Annotated in this window: 14 protein-coding genes; 9 read left to right on the top strand and 5 right to left on the bottom strand. The window is 68.1% G+C overall.

What is annotated here, in order from left to right; translation table 11 throughout:
- The first annotated feature begins 19 nt into the window (after positions 1-19).
- Positions 20-328 carry a hypothetical protein gene (locus ACFY3C_RS13605; RefSeq protein ID WP_390770834.1) on the top strand — a complete coding sequence of 103 codons (309 nt, stop codon included), beginning with the start codon at positions 20-22 and terminating at the stop codon, positions 326-328.
- Here ACFY3C_RS13605 and ACFY3C_RS13600 read toward each other — a convergent pair.
- Genes ACFY3C_RS13600 through ACFY3C_RS13585 form a run of 4 tightly spaced genes read right to left on the bottom strand, consistent with a single transcriptional unit; the run spans position 309 to position 4186 of the window.
- Positions 309-1079: a succinate dehydrogenase/fumarate reductase iron-sulfur subunit gene (locus ACFY3C_RS13600; RefSeq protein WP_390770833.1), complete on the bottom strand. Its 771-nt coding sequence runs from the start codon at positions 1077-1079 to the stop codon at positions 309-311. The genes ACFY3C_RS13605 and ACFY3C_RS13600 overlap by 20 nt on opposite strands.
- The gene (locus tag ACFY3C_RS13595; RefSeq protein ID WP_390770832.1) at positions 1076-3028 is read right to left on the bottom strand and encodes a fumarate reductase/succinate dehydrogenase flavoprotein subunit; all 1953 of its coding nucleotides are present in this window, start codon (positions 3026-3028) and stop codon (positions 1076-1078) included. Before ACFY3C_RS13595 ends, ACFY3C_RS13600 begins: the two co-directional genes overlap by 4 nt.
- 23 nt (positions 3029-3051) lie before the next feature.
- Complete coding sequence (locus tag ACFY3C_RS13590; RefSeq protein ID WP_386578142.1) at positions 3052-3873, bottom strand: hypothetical protein; 822 nt, start codon at positions 3871-3873, stop codon at positions 3052-3054.
- A 22-nt stretch (positions 3874-3895) separates the two neighbouring features.
- The gene (locus tag ACFY3C_RS13585) at positions 3896-4186 is read right to left on the bottom strand and encodes a hypothetical protein (protein WP_386578143.1); all 291 of its coding nucleotides are present in this window, start codon (positions 4184-4186) and stop codon (positions 3896-3898) included.
- A 287-nt stretch (positions 4187-4473) separates the two neighbouring features.
- Between ACFY3C_RS13585 and ACFY3C_RS13580 the strand changes: the two genes are divergently transcribed.
- The 7 genes from ACFY3C_RS13580 (at position 4474) to ACFY3C_RS13550 (ending at position 15385) form a co-directional block, all read left to right on the top strand.
- Positions 4474-6753 (top strand): ABC transporter family substrate-binding protein, encoded by a 2280-nt coding sequence (locus ACFY3C_RS13580; RefSeq protein WP_390770831.1) that lies wholly within the window; start codon positions 4474-4476, stop codon positions 6751-6753.
- Positions 6754-6893: 140 nt separating this feature from the next.
- Positions 6894-8801: a translational GTPase TypA gene (gene typA / locus ACFY3C_RS13575; protein ID WP_386578145.1), complete on the top strand. Its 1908-nt coding sequence runs from the start codon at positions 6894-6896 to the stop codon at positions 8799-8801.
- Between the two features lie 361 nt (positions 8802-9162).
- A complete protein-coding gene (locus ACFY3C_RS13570; RefSeq protein WP_390770830.1) occupies positions 9163-10209 on the top strand; it encodes an ABC transporter permease in 1047 nt (348 codons plus the stop codon).
- A 102-nt stretch (positions 10210-10311) separates the two neighbouring features.
- A complete protein-coding gene (locus tag ACFY3C_RS13565) occupies positions 10312-12108 on the top strand; it encodes an ABC transporter substrate-binding protein (RefSeq protein ID WP_390770829.1) in 1797 nt (598 codons plus the stop codon).
- Between the two features lie 99 nt (positions 12109-12207).
- Positions 12208-13185 (top strand): ABC transporter permease, encoded by a 978-nt coding sequence (locus ACFY3C_RS13560; protein ID WP_390770828.1) that lies wholly within the window; start codon positions 12208-12210, stop codon positions 13183-13185.
- Positions 13186-13200: 15 nt separating this feature from the next.
- Positions 13201-14262, top strand: a complete 1062-nt coding sequence (locus tag ACFY3C_RS13555) for an ABC transporter ATP-binding protein (RefSeq protein ID WP_390770827.1) — start codon at positions 13201-13203, stop codon at positions 14260-14262.
- 13 nt (positions 14263-14275) lie between these two features.
- Positions 14276-15385 carry an ABC transporter ATP-binding protein gene (locus tag ACFY3C_RS13550; RefSeq protein ID WP_386578151.1) on the top strand — a complete coding sequence of 370 codons (1110 nt, stop codon included), beginning with the start codon at positions 14276-14278 and terminating at the stop codon, positions 15383-15385.
- Here the strand turns inward: ACFY3C_RS13550 and ACFY3C_RS13545 are convergent.
- On the bottom strand, positions 15316-16125 hold the full coding sequence (locus ACFY3C_RS13545) for a class I SAM-dependent methyltransferase (RefSeq protein ID WP_390770826.1): 810 nt from the start codon (positions 16123-16125) through the stop codon (positions 15316-15318). The genes ACFY3C_RS13550 and ACFY3C_RS13545 overlap by 70 nt on opposite strands.
- A 166-nt stretch (positions 16126-16291) precedes the next feature.
- Here ACFY3C_RS13545 and ACFY3C_RS13540 point away from each other — a divergent pair, with 166 nt between their 5' ends.
- Positions 16292-17920, top strand: coding sequence for an ABC transporter substrate-binding protein (locus ACFY3C_RS13540; RefSeq protein ID WP_386578153.1), 1629 nt, complete (start codon positions 16292-16294; stop codon positions 17918-17920).
- Position 17921: the final 1 nt, after the last annotated feature.

Genomic DNA, 17921 nt, shown 5'->3' with positions numbered 1-17921 from the left:
CGGTGGGACGCTGATCGTCATGCACATGTACTTGGTGGTGGCGGCATGGCTGGTCGTGGCACTGCTCGCGGCGGGCGGCATCGCGTCCGTCGCGGCGGACTGGGTGCCGTGGCCCGCCCGCCGCCGGGTGGTACGGCCGCGACTGTGGGGGTACGGCACCCTGGTCACGACGCTCGGGCTGAGTCTGCTCCTGTTCCTCGGGCCGTTCGACGACGCCGGTTTCGGCGACGTCGGGTTCTTCGGGTATCTCGCGCTCTTCGTAGCCGGATTCGTCATCCAGGCCCTCGCCCAGCGCCCCGGCCGGGACTCTACGAAGACCTCCTCCTGATCTTCGACCCCAGCCAGACCAGCGGGTCGTACTTGCGGTCCACCGCGCGCTCCTTCAGCGGGATCAGCGCGTTGTCCGTGATCTTGATGTCCTCCGGACAGACCTCCGTGCAGCACTTGGTGATGTTGCAGTAGCCGAGGCCGTGCTCGTCCTGGGCAGTCTCCTTGCGGTCCAGGCCGGTCTCCTCCGCCGCGTCCAGCGGGTGCATGTCCAGCTCCGCGACCCGCATCAGGAAGCGCGGCCCGGCGAACGCCTTCTTGTTCTCCTCGTGGTCGCGGACGACATGGCAGGTGTCCTGGCACAGGAAGCACTCGATGCACTTGCGGAACTCCTGCGAGCGGTCCACGTCCTCCTGGAACATGCGGTACTCGCCCGGGCCCACACCGGCGGGGGGTACGAAGGCCGGAACCTCCCTGGCCTTCTGGTAGTTGAAGCCGACGTCGGTCACCAGGTCCCGGACCACCGGGAAGGCGCGCAGCGGGGTGACGGTGATCGTCTCGTCCCGGGTGAACACCGACATGCGCGTCATGCACATCAGCCTCGGGCGCCCGTTGATCTCCGCCGAGCACGAACCGCACTTGCCCGCCTTGCAGTTCCAGCGCACGGCGAGGTCGGGCGCCTGGGTCGCCTGGAGCCGGTGGATGATGTCCAGCACCACCTCCCCGTCGTGGACCTCGACCCCGAAGTCCTCCAGGCCGCCGCCCTCCACGTCACCCCGCCACACCTTGAAGCGGGCCTCGTAGCTGCTCACTCGTACAGCTCCTCTTCGGCGAGGTACTTGACCAGCTCCTCCTTCTCGAAGAGGGCGAGCAGGTCCGGGCGGATGGGTTCGGTGGTCTCCCGGGTCAGCCGGATCTGGCCGCGCGCGGGATCGGTCGCCGCGAGGCCTCCGGTGGGATCGGCCAGCGAGCACAGCAGGTTCACGTTGCGCCAGGCGCGGTCCATCGTCGGATGGTCCTCGCGGGTGTGACCGCCGCGCGACTCGGTGCGCTCCAGCGCGGCCCGTGCCACGCACTCGCTGACCAGCAGCATGTTCCGCAGGTCGAGGGCGAGATGCCAGCCCGGGTTGAACTGCCGGTGCCCCTCGACACCGGCCCGCCGGGCGCGTACGCGCAGCTCGGCCAGCTTCTGCAGGGCCTGCTCCATCTCGCCCTCGCGGCGGATGATGCCGACCAGGTCGTTCATGGTCTGCTGGAGTTCCTGGTGCAGGGTGTACGGGTTCTCCGGCGGACCCGCCTCGCCCTCCGGCTGGGCGGAGAAGGGCCGCAGGGCCTCCGCGGCCGCCGCGTCGACCTGTGTGTCGGCGACCGGGGGGCGCTCGGCCGCGCCCGCCGCGTACTCGGCCGCGTGCCAGCCGGCCCGGCGCCCGAACACCAGCAGGTCGGAGAGCGAGTTGCCGCCGAGCCGGTTGGAGCCGTGCATGCCGCCCGCGACCTCACCGGCCGCGAACAGCCCCGGCACCCCGCGCGCCGCCGCCGTCTCGGAGTCGACCGCGATGCCGCCCATCACGTAGTGGCAGGTCGGCCCGACCTCCATCGGCTCCGCCGTGATGTCGACGTCCGCCAGCTCCTTGAACTGGTGGTACATGGAGGGCAGTCGGCGCTTGATCACCTCGGCCGGCATACGTGTCGACACGTCCAGGAAGACCCCGCCGTGCGGGGAGCCGCGGCCCGCCTTCACCTCGGCGTTGATGGCGCGGGCGACCTCGTCGCGGGGGAGCAGCTCGGGCGGGCGCCGGTTGTTCTCCTGGTCCTCGTACCAGCGGTCGCCCTCCTCCTCCGACTCGGCGTACTTCTCCTTGAAGACGTCGGGGACGTAGTCGAACATGAACCGCCTGCCCTCGGCGTTCCTGAGCACCCCGCCGTCGCCGCGCACCGACTCGGTCACCAGGAGGCCCTTGACCGAGGGTGGCCAGATCATGCCCGTCGGGTGGAACTGCACGAACTCCATGTTGAGCAGCGCACCGCCCGCGAGCAGGGCCAGGGCGTGCCCGTCGCCCGTGTACTCCCACGAGTTGGACGTCACCTTGAAGGACTTGCCGATGCCGCCCGTCGCGATCACCACGGCGGGAGCCCGCAGCACGAAGAAGCGACCGAACTCGCGGTCGTAGGCGAAGACTCCGGATACGCGCGACCCCGCGGCGGAGCCGCTGTCAGGCACAGTCTTGAGGACCCGGGTGACCGTGCACTCCTGGAAGACCTTCAGCCGCGACTCGTAGTCCCCGGTCTCCCTCTTGTCCTCCTGCTGCAGCGCGACGATCTTCTGCTGGAGGGTGCGGATCAGTTCGAGACCCGTACGGTCGCCGACGTGTGCGAGCCGCGGGTACTCGTGGCCGCCGAAGTTGCGCTGCGAGATCTTCCCGTCCTTCGTGCGGTCGAACAGCGCGCCCCAGGTCTCCAGCTCCCACACCCGGTCCGGGGCCTCCTGCGCGTGCAGTTCGGACATCCGCCACTGGTTGAGGAACTTACCGCCGCGCAGGGTGTCACGGAAGTGGACCTGCCAGTTGTCGTGCTCGTTGACGTTGGCCATGGCCGCCGCGATGCCGCCCTCGGCCATCACCGTGTGCGCCTTGCCGAACAGCGACTTGCAGATCACCGCCGTACGGGCGCCCCGCTCGCGCGCCTCGATCGCGGCCCGCAGCCCGGCGCCGCCGGCACCGACCACGACGACGTCCCACTCCTGCCGGTCCACCACGGACATCAGTCAGTTCCTCACTGGGGTCTCTAGAAGAAGCGCGGATCGTCGAAGACGCCGGACGCGACGAGATAGACGTAGAAGTCGGCGAACGCCACGCTCACCAGGGACGTCCAGGCGAGCAGCATGTGCCGGGCGTTGAGCTTCCCGACGAACTGCCACGCCTTGTAGCGCACGGGATGCTTCGAGAAGTGCTTGAGCTTGCCGCCGACGATGTGCCGGCAGGAGTGGCAGGAGATCGTGTACGCCCAGATCAGCACGATGTTGACCAGGAAGACGAGGGTGCCGAGGCCCATGTGGCCCCAGCGGTAGTGCTCGTCGCGGAAGGCCAGCACGGTGTCGTAGGTCAGCACGCCGGCGACCAGCAGGGCGGCGAAGAAGAAGTACCGGTGGACGTTCTGCAGGATGAGCGGGAAGCGGCTCTCTCCGGTGTACGTCCGGTGCGGCTCGGCCACCGCGCAGGCGGGCGGGGACGCCCAGAAGCTGCGGTAGTAGGCCTTGCGGTAGTAGTAGCAGGTCAGCCGGAAGCCGAGCGGGAAGATCAGGATGATGACGGCGGGGGAGATGGCCCACCAGCTCCCGAAGAGGTCGGCGTTCGGCCCCGCGTGCATGGTCGCGCAGTTCTGCGCCAGGCACGGCGAGTAGAACGGGGAGACGTACGGCGCCGCGTAGTAGTCCGCGTTCGCGAAGGCCCGCCAGGTCGAGTAGACGACGAAGGCGAACAGACCGGCCGCGGTGACGGCGGGCGCCAGCCACCAGCGGTCGGTCCGCAGATGCGGTGCGTCGATCGCGGCGCGCGTACGCGAACGTACGCCGCCGCTGTTCTGTTGAGGTTCCGTACCAGTCGCCAAGACAGACTCCGGTCGGTTCGGTTCAGGGAGCGTGCCGGTCGCGGGCGCCCAGGCCTTCGTCGTCCGAGTCCGTCCACAGGCTGATGTCGTACGGCGTGTCGGAGATGGTGACGAGGTCGGGCCGGTCCGCGGCGGCCGGGCTGCGTGCCGCGTCCCGCAGCAGCGCCAGGCTCTCGCGCAGATGGTCGGCGTCCATCCGGACCCGGCGCATCTCCAGGCCACCGCTGCCCAGCTGCTTCTCCAGGCGCCCGAGCGACCGGTACAGATCGTCGAGGCTGCGCTGGACGGTTGTCAGTTCGTCGTGCACGGACATGACTTGCCCTCACTTCCACGGGTCCTGCGGGCCCTGGGCGGCAACGTTCATGCGCCTTGGAGTGTTGCGCGTCACACCTGTCGCTGTGAAGAGATGTGCATCGATTGGCGGAGTCGCGTGGGTGCATCTCCGGGTGTGTTGCGCCGCACGGGTGGCTTACTTTCCGTCGTCGTCGTGTCGCCCGCTGTTGCCGGATCCTTTCCTCTTCACTGGGCGCATAGATCTGATCAGCTCCATATACGGCCAAAAGTGATCATAACGCCCTCGGCTTCCCGGAGGTAGCAGAGATGTCCCACGACGGCGTCGGAATCCGCGCGGTCCTGCGCTCGGTCGCCTTCCTGACCGCGGGGGCCCTCGCGGCGTCCCTGCTCGCCGGCTGCGGCTCCGACGAGGAGCCGAGCCGTCCCCTGGCCGGGCAGGACATCGACCTCGTCGCCCGCGACCAGGTGGCCGAGGGCGGCACCCTGAAGTGGGCCGTGGACGCCGTACCGGAGACCCTGAACACGTTCCAGGCGGACGCCGACGCGGGCACCACCCGGGTCGCCCAGGCCGTGCTGCCGTCGATGTTCCGCCTCGACGCCACCGGGCGTCCGGTGGCCAACCCCGCCTATCTGGAGTCCGCCAAGGTCATCGAGACCGAGCCGCGGCAGGTCGTGCTGTACAAGCTGAACCAGCAGGCCGTCTGGAGCGACGGCCGGGAGATCGGCGCCGCCGACTTCGTCGCCCAGTGGCGCGCCCTGTCCGGAAAGGACAGCGCCTACTGGACCGCCCGCAACGCCGGCTACGACCGCATCGAGAAGATCGAGCGCGGCGCGAACGACCTCCAGGTCCGGGTCACCTTCTCCCGCCCCTTCGCCGACTGGAAGTCGCTGTTCTCCCCGCTGTACCCGAAGGACGTCATGGGCACCCCGGACGCCTTCAACGACGGCGCCCGCCGCAAGCTGGACGTGACCGCGGGCCCCTTCAAGGTCGAGAAGGTCGACACCGCCACCAAGGACGTCGTCCTCACCCGCAACCCGCGCTGGTGGGGCAAGCCCGCCAAGCTGAACGAGATCGTGCTGCACGCCGTGGACCGCGACAAGCGGGCGGCGGCGCTCGCCGACGGAACCGTGGACCTCGCCGACATCGACTCGGCCGAGGCCGAGCGGATCAACCTCGCCTCCCGCCAGGGGGGCACCGGCACCCCGCTGCAGGGCGCCGGCAAGACCTCCGCCAAGAAGCTGCGCTCCTGGGCCCTCGCGCACGGCCTCGACTCCGACGAGGTCAAGGCCGGCCAGAAGAAGCTGCGCAAGGCCATCACCCGGTACCTGGAGGAGCAGGAGAACCTGCACGCCTTCGACGTCCGCAAGTCGCTGGAGCCCGCCTACACCCAGCTCGCCCTCAACGGCGCCTCGGGCCCCCTCACGGACGAGCGGGTCCGCCAGGCCATCGCCCGCGCGATCGACCGCGAGGAACTGGCCAAGCTCGTGCTGACCCCGCTCGGCCTGCCGGCCGTCCCGGTCGGCAGCCACCTCGCCCTGTCCGGGCAGGCCGACTACGTCGACAACAGCGGCGCCCTGGGCGGCGTGGACACCAAGGAGGCCGCGGCGCTGCTCGCGGACGCCGGCTGGGTGCTCGGCGGACCGGTCAAGGAGCAGAACAAGACCGAGAAGGCGGCCGGCGCCGAGGCTGCGAAGAAGAAGGCCGAGGCCGAGAAGAAGAAGGCGGAGGAGTCCGACGGCGGCGACGACGGCCAGTACATCGTCGGCGAGGACGACAAGGGCAGCGACGACAAGGGCAAGCACCACGAGTCGGCCGAGGAGAAGAGCGAGAAGAGCGAGAAGAGCGAGAAGAGCGAGAAGAGCGAGAAGAGCGAGAAGAGCGAGAAGGGCGACGAGGGCGACGAGGGCGGCAAGCACCTCTCGCAGGACGGCAAGCAGTACAACGGCGGGCAGGGCGGCGCCCCCGGCGCCTACGCCCCGAAGGGCACCGCGGCCCCGGCCGGCGCCGTCACCGCGCCGCTGGCCAAGGACGGCAAGGCCCTCGCCCTGCGCTTCGTGCTCCCCTCGGGGCCCGGCTCCGAGACCCTGAACTCCGTCGCCGAGCGGATCGCGGCGATGCTCGACAAGGTCGGCATCCGCACCACGATCACCAAGGTCTCGGACGAGAGCTACTTCAAGGACCACGTCGCCGCAGGCGACTACGACCTCGCCCTGTACTCCTGGCCGTCCTCCGCCTTCCCCGCGACCGACGCCCGGCCGATCTACGCCAAGCCGGTCCCGGCCGCCGACGGCTCGGTGAACGTCGAACAGAACTTCACCCGGGTCGGCACCGACCAGGTCGACCAGCTCTTCGACCAGGCCGCCTCGACGCTGGACGAGGACGAGGCGCGAGACCTGATTCGCAAGGCGGACTCCCGGATCTGGGCGGCCGCCGGCTCCATCCCGCTCTACCAGCGCCCGCAGCTGGTCGGAGCCCGGAAGAACCTGGTCAACGCGGGTGCCTTCGGGTTCCAGACACCCGTCTACGAGGACATGGGCTTCCTGAAAAAGGGCGCCAAGGTCTCGCCGAGCCCGTCCGGCAGCTGAGACCGCCGTGGCCCTGAGGAGGCCGACCCCCTCAGGGCCACGTAACATGGGGTGAGGCCGTGGCATGTCAAGCCCGGCAGGGCCCGCGTCACACGGACGTACGAGAGGGCCTTCCTCACATCCCGGGAGTACGTCGCAATATGGCCACGCGCCACGACATCCGCAACGTCGCCATCGTCGCCCACGTCGACCACGGCAAGACCACCATCGTCGACGGCATGCTGAAGCAGGCCGGCGCGTTCGCCGCCCACCAGCTCGACCAGGTCGACGACCGGGTCATGGACTCGAACGACCTGGAGCGTGAGAAGGGCATCACGATCCTCGCCAAGAACACGGCGGTGAAGTATCACCCCAAGGACGGCGGGGACCCGATCACCATCAACATCATCGACACCCCCGGCCACGCCGACTTCGGTGGCGAGGTCGAGCGCGGTCTGTCGATGGTCGACGGCGTCGTGCTGCTGGTGGACGCCTCCGAGGGCCCGCTGCCGCAGACCCGCTTCGTGCTGCGCAAGGCCCTGCAGCAGCGCCTGCCCGTCATCCTGTGCATCAACAAGACGGACCGTCCGGACTCCCGCATCGACGAGGTCGTCAACGAGACCTACGACCTCTTCCTCGACCTGGACGCGGACGAGGACCAGATCGAGTTCCCGATCGTCTACGCCTGCGGCCGTGACGGCGTCGCCTCGCTGACCAAGCCGGACGACGGCACGGTCCCGGCCGACAGCGACAGCCTGGAGCCGTTCTTCTCCACGATCCTGGAGCACATCCCGGCCCCGACCTACGACGAGGCCGCCCCGCTCCAGGCCCACGTCACCAACCTGGACGCCGACAACTTCCTCGGCCGTATCGCCCTGCTCCGCGTCGAGCAGGGCGAGCTGCGCAAGGGCCAGACGGTCGCCTGGATCAAGCGCGACGGCTCGGTCAGCAACGTCCGCATCTCCGAGCTGATGATGACCGAGGCGCTCACCCGCAAGCCGGCGGAGATGGCCGGCCCCGGTGACATCTGCGCCGTCGCCGGTATCCCGGACATCATGATCGGCGAGACCCTCGCCGACACCGAGAACCCGGTCCCGCTCCCGCTGATCACGGTCGACGAGCCCGCGATCTCCATGGTCATCGGCACCAACACCTCCCCGCTGGTCGGCCGCGGCGGCACCGGCAAGGGCGCCGACGCGAAGTCGGCCGTCAAGGACCGCAAGGTCACCGCCCGCCAGGTCAAGGACCGCCTGGACCGCGAGCTGGTCGGTAACGTCTCCCTCCGTGTCCTGGAGACCGAGCGTCCGGACGCCTGGGAGGTCCAGGGCCGTGGTGAGCTGGCGCTCGCCATCCTGGTCGAGCAGATGCGCCGCGAGGGCTTCGAGCTGACCATCGGCAAGCCCCAGGTCGTCACCAAGGACGTCGACGGCAAGGTCTACGAGCCCGTCGAGCGCATGACGATCGACGTGCCCGAGGAGCACATGGGCGCCGTCACGCAGCTCATGGGCGTCCGCAAGGGCCGCATGGACAACATGTCCAACCACGGCTCCGGCTGGGTGCGCATGGAGTTCGTGGTGCCCTCCCGCGGTCTGATCGGCTTCCGTACCGAGTTCCTGACCCAGACCCGTGGCACGGGCATCGGCCACTCCATCCACGAGGGCCACGAGCCCTGGTTCGGCACGCTGCAGACCCGTAACAACGGCTCGCTGGTCGCCGACCGCGCCGGTGCCGTCACCGCGTTCGCGATGACGAACCTCCAGGAGCGCGGCGTGCTGTTCACGGAGCCCGGCACCGAGGTGTACGAGGGCATGATCGTCGGTGAGAACTCCCGCTCCGACGACATGGACGTCAACATCACCAAGGAGAAGAAGCTCACCAACATGCGGTCGTCCACGGCCGACGTGGCCGAGTCGATCGTCCCGCCGCGCAAGCTCTCCCTGGAGCAGTCGCTGGAGTTCTGCCGCGACGACGAGTGCGTGGAGGTCACCCCGGAGGCGGTCCGCATCCGCAAGGTGAACCTGGACGCCCGCGAGCGCGCCCGCGCCGCGAGCCGCGCGAAGCACGGCTGACGCCTCCTGACACCCCGTAAGACCCGGTCCTCCGCCGACAGGAGGGCCGGGCTTTCGGCGTGCTCACGGGCCCTGGAGGGGGCGAGTGTTCGGATACCGGAGCAGCACGCGTCACGTTTCGGACATGTAAAACAAAAAAATATGACGGAGTGTCCGATTCGCCGGTCTGTCGCCGCCCGTGTCAAGCGCGCACAGGTGTCGATCTTTGCAATTTTTGCTCAAAATATTGACGGTAGGGAGATCCCTATGTCGTCCGCCCTTGACGCGCGTTGAACACATTGGCGAAAGTTCCCCCAAACCGCAGAACTCTCCGGTATCTGCGCTGCGCTCAACTCTCCAACCCCCCGGGGGAAGAACACACATGACCAGTCCAGCCAAGGCTGAAGGCTCCGGGCCGTCGGTTGCCTTGGAGCCCGAACTCGAGTCGAAGCCCACTCCTGCCAAGGAGGAGAAGAAGCTCGAGGGTCGCTCTCCCGGCCAGTTGATGTGGCAGCGCTTCAAGCGTGACCGTACCGGTGTCATCTGCGCCGCGATAGTGATTTTCTACTTCGTCGTCGCGCTGGCCGCGCCGCTGCTGACCAAGCTCAGCGGGACGGACCCGTACACGCTGTACGGGCAGGACCCCACCTACCAGGACACACCCGTCCTCGACGACTTCGGTCTGCCGCTCGGCTACTTCGGCGGTCTATCCGGAACGCACTGGTTCGGCGTCGAGCCGCAGGTGGGCCGTGACGTGTTCGCCATGCTGGTGTACGGCATGCGTACCTCGCTGTTCATGGCGATCGGTGTGACCGTCCTGATGATGGGCACGGGCATCATCCTCGGCCTGATCGGCGGCTACTTCGGCGGCAAGACCGACTACTGGATCGGCCGGGTCACCGACTTCTTCCTCGCCTTCCCGCAGCAGCTCTTCTTCATCGCCTTCATGCCCGTGGTGACCGCGTTCTTCGTGGACCCGCGGGAGGAGACGCCGACCTACTTCCGGGCGGTCGCGATGCTGATCGTGCTGTGGGTGCTCGGCTGGATGGGTATGGCCCGCCTGGTCCGCTCGACCGTGCTGTCCCTGCGTGAGCGCGAGTTCGTGGAGGCCGCCAAGGTCTCCGGTGCGTCGCCCTGGCGGATCGTCCGCAAGGAGATCCTGCCGAACGTGGTGACCCCGATCCTGGTGCAGTTCACGTACCAGCTGCCCAGCACCATCCTCACCATCGCCTTCCTCTCCTTCGCGGGCGTCGGCTTCGTCGAGCCGACCCCGGACTGGGGACGACTGTTCGCCAACGGTTCCAAGTACACCGAGCAGGACCCGGCGTTCATCTTCTTCCCAGGCATGGCGCTGGTGATCTTCGTCCTGGCCTTCAATCTCCTCGGAGACTCGGTGCGGGACGCGTTCGACCCCAAGTCCGGGCGGTAGTTCGTCCGCTGGAGGGGGGATGACTGCCACCCCCGAGTCGGCCTACCAGCCGCGTCAGGCAGTACTCATGGATAACAACCGACAGGTAGGTGCATTCGCCTCATGAAGTCGTTCAGCTCGCGCAGAGCGCAGGCCATCGTCGTCGCTATCGCGGCCGGCTCCCTCGCGCTCACCGGGTGCTCCGAGAACAAGGGCACCAACACCGGCAAGGACTCCAAGAAGGACCAGCAGGAAGCCCAGGTCCAGTCGAAGGCGGTCACGTACGCCGACGCTGCCGGCTCCACCGGTCCGGCCGAGGAGATCACCGGTGCCCAGCCGGGCGGCACGATCACGGTCTACCAGGAGGCGGGCCTCTCGCACCTGGACCCGGGCCAGACCTACGTCTCCGACGCCGGTCAGGTCGCCAACCTGCTCTTCCGTCGCCTGACCCAGTTCAAGGAAGACGACAAGGGCAACGTCTCGGTCGTGGGTGACATGGCGACCGACTCCGGCAAGTCGTCGGACGGCGGCAAGACCTGGACGTTCACCCTCAAGGACGGCATCAAGGACGCCAAGGGCAACGTCATCACGTCCGCCGACGTCCGCCACTCCGTCGAGCGTCTGTACGCGAAGTTCATCTTCGACGGCCCGACCTACCTGCAGACCTGGCTGAGCGGCGCCGACTACCGCAAGGCGCTGCCGGACGGCGGCTTCGGCAAGAAGCACCTGCCGAAGTCGGTCCTGGACACGCCGGACGACAAGACGGTCGTCTTCCACTTCGACCAGCCGCGTCCGGACCTGCCGCAGACGCTGGCCATGGCCGGCTACGCCATCGTCCCGACGAAGGACGACACCAAGGAGAAGTACGACAAGGCTCCGGTCGCCACCGGCCCGTACAAGGTCCAGTCGTACAAGAACGGCAAGTCCCTGGTGCTCGTCAAGAACACCAACTGGGACCCGAAGTCCGACTCCGTGCGCCACCAGTACGTGGACGGCTTCAACTTCCAGTTCGGCGTCACCGAGTCGACCCAGACCAAGCGTCTGATCGCCGACCAGGGCGAGGACAAGAACGCCATCCAGCTCACCGGCGGCGTCGAGGCCACGCAGATCCAGGACGTCATCAAGACCCCGTCCGTCAACAAGCGCACGGTCAAGGGCTACCAGCCCTACGTGATGCAGCTGAGCTTCAACCTGGACCGCGTCAAGAACCTCAAGGTCCGTCAGGCCATCGCCTACGCGGTGAACTCCAAGTCGCTCATCGCCGGTGAGGGTGGTGTCTACGGCGGTGACGTGGCCCCGAACTTCTTCGCGCCGACGCTGCCGGGCTACGAGGCCGGCTACGACCCGTACGGCCGTCTGAAGACGCCGCAGGGCAACATCGCCAAGGCCAAGGAGCTGCTGAAGGGCGTCCCGGCGGCCGAGAAGAAGGTCGTCTTCGCCTACGGCAACAGCGAGAACGGCCAGAAGCGCAAGGTCGCCATCGAGGACGCTCTGACCAAGGTCGGCTTCGACGTCGTCTCCAAGGAGGTCGACGCCGCGAGCTACTACGAGCAGATCGGCAAGCTGGACAACCCGTACGACATGTACATCACGGGTTGGGGCCAGGACTGGCCGTCCGCGTCCACCGTCGTCACCCCGGTCTACGACGGCACCCAGGTCGCCGACGGTGCGCCGAACTACTCGCACGTCAAGGACGCCAAGGTCGACGCCCTGATCAAGAAGGCGCTGACCCAGCAGCCGACCGAGGCGGCGAAGACCTGGAAGGAAGCCCAGCACTACCTGCTGGAGAAGGTCCTCCCGGCGGCCCCGCTGTGGTACACCAAGCAGTTCCAGCTCTCCGGGTCCAACGTGGGCGGCGCCCGCTACGGTTCGGTGTCCAGCCTCATCGACATCAACCACCTGTTCCTGAAGAAGTCGTAACTCTCTACGGCTGATCGTGGGGACGCGCACCAGGCGGAGCGCGTCCCCGCACCTCCGTGAAACCTCCCACTCGTCTCCGCAGAGAGCAGCCCTCCCGCCATGCTTCAGTTCATCATCCGGCGCACGGTCGGTGCCCTGGTCACCCTGTTCCTCATCGGCGCCGCCACGTTCTTCCTGTTCGTCGCCGCGCCATCCGATTACGCCTCCCTGGCCTGTGGCAAGGACTGCTCTCCTCAGCGGCTGGAGGACATCCGGCAGGCACTCGGTCTGAACCTGCCGATCACCCAGCAGTTCTGGGACTTCATGACCGGCATCTTCGCCGGCCGTGACTTCCCGACCGGTCACTGCAGCGCCCCGTGCCTCGGCCAGTCGTTCTACTCGGGCGACATGGTCTGGTCGACCATCCAGGACCGTTTCCCGACCACCCTGACGCTGACCGCCGGTGGTGCGGTCGTCTTCCTCGTGGTCGGTGTCGGAGCCGGCATGGTCTCCGCCTACCGGCGCGGATCGATGATCGACAAGGTCGCCACCGGCGCCTCGATGGTGCTCAGCTCGTTCCAGATCTACTTCCTCGGCCCGATCGTCCTGTGGATCTTCGTCTACAGCACGGGCTGGATGGAGAACTCCCAGTACGTGCCCATCAGCGAGGACCCGTGGCGCTGGTTCACCGGCATGCTGCTGCCGACCCTCGTCATGGCCAGCATCTTCACCGCCCAGTACACCCGTATGGCGCGCTCCTCGATGATCGAGCAGCTCGCCGAGGAGCACGTGCGCACCGCCCGCGCGAAGGGCATGTCCCGCAAGTACGTCTTCTTCCGCTACGCCTGGCGCGGCTCGCTGATCCCGATCGTCACCGTCCTCGGCATGGACATCAGCGGCATGCTCGGCGGTGCCGTCGTCACGGAGCTGACCTTCTCCCTCCAGGGCATCGGCCGCCTGGCGGTGGACGGCGCGGTCCACAAGGACCTCCCCCTGACCATGGGCGTCATGTTGTTCGGTGCCTTCTTCATCCTGATCTTCAACATCCTCACCGACATCGCGTACGCCTGGATCGACCCGCGCGTCCGGCTCTCCTAGGAAGAACGAACCACCGTGACCACACTGACCAAGACCGAGGGCACTCCGGCCCCGACCGGTGCGGAGAGCTTCCTGTCGGTCCGCGATCTGAAGGTGCAGTTCTCCACCGAGGACGGCATCGTCAAGGCGGTCGACGGCCTGTCCTTCGACGTCGAGCGCGGCAAGACCCTGGGCATCGTCGGCGAGTCCGGCTCCGGAAAGTCCGTCACCAACCTGACGATCCTGGGCCTGCACAACCCCCGCACCTCCACCGTCGACGGCGAGATCATCCTTGACGGCAAGGAACTCGTCACCGCCAAGGAGAAGGAGCTGGAGCAGCTCCGCGGCAACAAGATGGCGATGATCTTCCAGGACCCGCTGACCGCCCTGTCGCCGTTCTACACGGTGGGCCGCCAGCTGTCCGAGCCGTTCATGAAGCACCGCGGCGCCTCCAAGAAGGAGGCGAAGGACCGGGCCATCCAGATGCTGGAGAAGGTCGGCATCCCGCAGCCCAAGGTGCGCTTCGACGACTACCCGCACCAGTTCTCCGGCGGTATGCGCCAGCGCGCGATGATCGCCATGGCGCTGATGTGCGACCCCGACCTGCTGATCGCCGACGAGCCGACCACCGCGCTCGACGTGACCGTGCAGGCGCAGATCCTGGACCTGCTCAAGGACCTGCAGCAGGAGTTCGGCTCCGCGATCATCTTCATCACCCACGACCTGGGCGTCATCTCCCACATGGCCGACGACCTGCTGGTGATGTACGCCGGCCGGGCCGTGGAGCGCGGCAGCGTCCGCGAGGTGCTGCACGAGCCGAAGCACCCCTACACCTGGGGTCTGCTCAGCTCGATGCCGCGCCTGGACGGCGACCTGCACGAGAAGCTGACGCCGATCCCCGGCGCCCCGCCCTCGCTGCTCAACCCGCCCTCGGGCTGCCGCTTCCACCCGCGCTGCGCGTTCAAGGACGAGGTGCAGGGCGGCCTCTGCTCGGACACGCGTCCGGTGCTGGGCGAGGGACGCGCGGCCGCGTGCCACCTGACGGCCGACCAGAAGCAGACCATCTTCATCGACCAGATCCAGCCGCGGCTGCGGTAGGGAGAACCGAGACATGAGCGACAACCTCACCCTCCCCGAACAGCAGGGCTCCACCACGACCTCGTCGGAGACCCTCCTCGAGGTCAAGGGCCTGACCAAGCACTTCCCGATCTACGGCGGCTTTCCGATCAAGCGGAAGGTCGGCGCGGTGCAGGCCGTCGACGGCATCGACCTGACGGTCGGCGTCGGCGAGAGCGTCGGTCTGGTCGGCGAGTCCGGCTGCGGCAAGTCGACCACGGGCCGGCTCATCACCCGCCTGCTGGAGCCGACCAGCGGCAGCATCAGCTACGCCGGGCAGGACATCACCCACGCGTCGCGCCGCCAGCTGGCGCCCGTGCGGTCCGAGATCCAGATGATCTTCCAGGACCCGTACTCCTCGCTGAACCCGCGTCAGACCGTCGGCACGATCATCAAGTCGCCGATGGAGGTCAACGGGATCGAGCCGGAGGGCGGCCGGGAGAAGAAGGTCCGGGAGCTGCTCGAGCTCGTCGGCCTGAACCCGGAGCACTACAACCGCTTCCCGCACGAGTTCTCCGGCGGCCAGCGTCAGCGCATCGGCGTCGCCCGCGCCCTGGCGCTGAACCCGAAGCTGATCGTGGCGGACGAGCCGGTCTCCGCGCTGGACGTGTCCATCCAGGCGCAGGTGGTGAACCTGCTCCAGGAGGTCCAGAAGGAACTGGGCATCGCGTTCCTGTTCATCGCCCACGACCTCGCCATCGTGCGGCACTTCTCGCAGCGCGTCGCGGTGATGTACCTCGGCAAGGTGGTCGAGGTCGGCGACCGGGAGGCGATCTACAACCGGCCCCGCCACCCGTACACGCACGCCCTGCTGTCGGCCGTCCCCGAGGTCGGGGTCGAGGACGAGGACCGCGAGCGGATCCGGCTCTCCGGTGACGTCCCCTCGCCGATCTCCCCGCCGTCCGGCTGCCGCTTCCGCACCCGCTGCTGGAAGGCCCAGGACAAGTGCGCGAGCGAGGAGCCGCCGCTGGTCCAGCTCTCCGGGAACCGGGACGGCCACCTGACGGCCTGCCACTTCCCGGAGGAGCCGACCACTCAGCGCGACGAGGACGTCGTCCTCGACCCGGCGCTGAAGTCGCTGGAGGAGCACGCCTCCGAGGACTGATCCGCGGCCCTGGCCACGGTGATGATCTCGGGACTGGGGGCGGGGGCCGATGGCCCCCGCCCCCAGTCCCCGTAGCGCTCGGCGACGGCCAGTGCGGCCTCGCCGAGGAAGCCGTCCAGCGCGTCGGCGTCCAGGAACCGCAGGGTGCTCCGGCACACCTGCGGCCGCTCCCAGCGCGCCCCGGCGTAGGTCTCGGTGAACGTCATCCGGTCCCCGACGAGGTCCGGATCGGCGTCGTACCACACGCGCACGGGGACGCCGTCCCCGTCGGTGAACTCATGCACCCGGTCCGGGGTCCAGCGCTCCCAGGCCCGCGCGGCCGGATTCCGGGTCTCGAAGACGAACCGGCCGCCGTCGGCCAGCGACCGGCACGCCCCGCGCAGCGTGCTGCGCACCTGCTCGTCCCCGAGGAGTTCCTGGAAGGCGTGACCTGTCATCACGACCAGGTCGAACGCCCCCTCCCACCGGTGCGTCGTGAAGTCCCCGAGCACCCATTCGATGTCCGGCTCCGCCCGCCGCGCCTGCACGAGCATGGCGGCCGCCGGATCCATGCCGGTGAGCCGTCCCCGGTGCCCGGCCTCCCGGGCGGCGCGCAGCAGCCGGCCCGTACCGCAGCCGAGGTCCAGGACCGATCCGGCCGCCATGACCAGTTCCAGGTAGAAGTCGTCACCGGGGCCCCATGGGTTCAACCTCTCGTACAGCGCGGCGAGTTCGACGTCACGGAAAGCGCGATCCACCATGCCGGGAGTCTGCCTGCTGGTCCGGCTGAACGGTAAGCGATTCCACGATTCTGTCCTGCTCGCCGTCCTCCGCCTGACGGGTGCTCACCCAAAGGGGCAGGTAACGTGTGCGCGGTGCACCTTTTGATGTGATATTTGCCGGTAGGTGACCACGAGGAGGTACCCCATGCGCGGAGCCAGGCACGCCGGACGGGCCGCCGGCGCGGTGGCGGTGGCGCTCGCCGCGGCGGCCTGCGGGGGCGGCGCGGACACCGGCGGCGGGACCGCCGCCGGGGTGCTCAGCTCCTCCTGGGGCGACCCGCAGAACCCGCTGGAGCCCTCCAACACCAACGAGGTGCAGGGCGGCAAGGTCCTCGACATGGTCTTCCGGGGCCTGAAGCGGTACAACCCGAAGACCGCCCAGGCCGAGAACATGCTCGCCGAGAGCATCGACACCACGGACTCGCAGAACTTCACCATCAAGGTGAAGGACGGCTGGACCTTCTCCAACGGCGAGAAGGTGACCGCCAAGTCCTTCGTGGACGCCTGGAACTACGGCGCGAGCCTGAAGAACAACCAGAAGAACGCCTACTTCTTCGGTTACATCGAGGGCTACGACAAGGTCCACCCCGAGAGCGGGTCGCAGAGCGCCGACACCCTGTCGGGTCTGAAGGTCGTGGACGACCACACCTTCACCGTCAAGCTCAACCAGAAGTTCTCCGGCTTCCCGGACACCCTCGGCTACGTGGCCTTCGCCCCGCTGCCGCAGTCGTTCTTCACCGACCACTCGGCCTGGCTGAGCAAGCCGGTCGGCAACGGGCCCTACGCCATCCAGTCCTACACGAAGGGCGCGCAGATGGCCCTGAAGAAGTGGGACGGCTACCCGGGCCCGGACAAGGCCCAGAACGCCGGTGTGACCCTGAAGGTCTACACCGACAACAACACCGCCTACACCGACCTGATGGCCGGCAACCTCGACCTCGTCGACGACATCCCCGCCGCGCAGCTGAAGAACGTCAAGAGCGACCTGAGCGGCCGGTACATCAACACACCCGCCGGCATCATCCAGACCCTCGCCTTCCCGTACTACGACCCGGCCTGGAACAAGGCGGGCTCGGAGAAGGTCCGCACCGGTCTGTCCATGGCGATCGACCGCAAGCAGATCACCGACACGATCTTCCAGAAGACCCGCACCCCGGCCACCGACTGGACCTCCCCCGTCCTCGGCACGGCCGGCGGCTTCCAGGACGGCCTGTGCGGCAAGGCCTGCGAGTACGACCCCACCGAGGCCAAGAAGCTGATCCAGGAGGGCGGCGGGCTCCCCGGCGGCCAGGTCAGGATCACGTACAACGCGGACGCGGGCTCCCACAAGGAGTGGGTCGACGCCGTGTGCAACTCCATCAACAACGCGCTCGGCAACGAGAAGGCCTGCGTGGGCAACCCCGTCGGCACCTTCGCCGACTTCCGCAACCAGATCGGGCAGCACAAGATGAGCGGCCCGTTCCGGGCGGGCTGGCAGATGGACTACCCGCTCATCCAGAACTTCCTCCAGCCGCTCTACTACACCAACGCCTCCTCCAACGACGGCAAGTGGTCCAACAAGGACTTCGACCAGCTCGTCGACCAGGCCAACGCCCAGACGGACGCCGCCAAGGCCGTCTCCACCTTCCAGCAGGCCGAGGGGGTCGTCCGGGACAACATGGCCGCCATCCCGCTCTGGTACCAGAACGGCAGCGCGGGCTACTCCCCGCGGCTGTCCAACGTGGCCCTCAACCCGTTCAGCGTCCCCGTCTACAACGAGATCAAGGTCGGCTGAG

The organism is Streptomyces sp. NPDC001410 (genome assembly GCF_042895235.1).
Taxonomy (GTDB): Bacteria; Actinomycetota; Actinomycetes; order Streptomycetales; family Streptomycetaceae; genus Streptomyces.
This window is presented reverse-complemented; position numbering and strand designations above follow the sequence as displayed.

Excerpts from the sequence above, each read along its gene's own strand:
- ACFY3C_RS13605 (WP_390770834.1), top strand. The coding sequence starts at position 20 with ATGCACATGTACTTGGTGGTGGCGGCATGGCTGGTCGTGGCACTGCTC.
- ACFY3C_RS13595 (WP_390770832.1), bottom strand. The coding sequence starts at position 3,028 with ATGTCCGTGGTGGACCGGCAGGAGTGGGACGTCGTCGTGGTCGGTGCC.
- ACFY3C_RS13585 (WP_386578143.1), bottom strand. The coding sequence starts at position 4,186 with ATGTCCGTGCACGACGAACTGACAACCGTCCAGCGCAGCCTCGACGAT.
- ACFY3C_RS13580 (WP_390770831.1), top strand. The coding sequence starts at position 4,474 with ATGTCCCACGACGGCGTCGGAATCCGCGCGGTCCTGCGCTCGGTCGCC.
- typA (WP_386578145.1), top strand. The coding sequence starts at position 6,894 with ATGGCCACGCGCCACGACATCCGCAACGTCGCCATCGTCGCCCACGTC.
- ACFY3C_RS13570 (WP_390770830.1), top strand. The coding sequence starts at position 9,163 with ATGACCAGTCCAGCCAAGGCTGAAGGCTCCGGGCCGTCGGTTGCCTTG.
- ACFY3C_RS13565 (WP_390770829.1), top strand. The coding sequence starts at position 10,312 with ATGAAGTCGTTCAGCTCGCGCAGAGCGCAGGCCATCGTCGTCGCTATC.
- ACFY3C_RS13560 (WP_390770828.1), top strand. The coding sequence starts at position 12,208 with ATGCTTCAGTTCATCATCCGGCGCACGGTCGGTGCCCTGGTCACCCTG.
- ACFY3C_RS13550 (WP_386578151.1), top strand. The coding sequence starts at position 14,276 with ATGAGCGACAACCTCACCCTCCCCGAACAGCAGGGCTCCACCACGACC.
- ACFY3C_RS13545 (WP_390770826.1), bottom strand. The coding sequence starts at position 16,125 with ATGGTGGATCGCGCTTTCCGTGACGTCGAACTCGCCGCGCTGTACGAG.
- ACFY3C_RS13540 (WP_386578153.1), top strand. The coding sequence starts at position 16,292 with ATGCGCGGAGCCAGGCACGCCGGACGGGCCGCCGGCGCGGTGGCGGTG.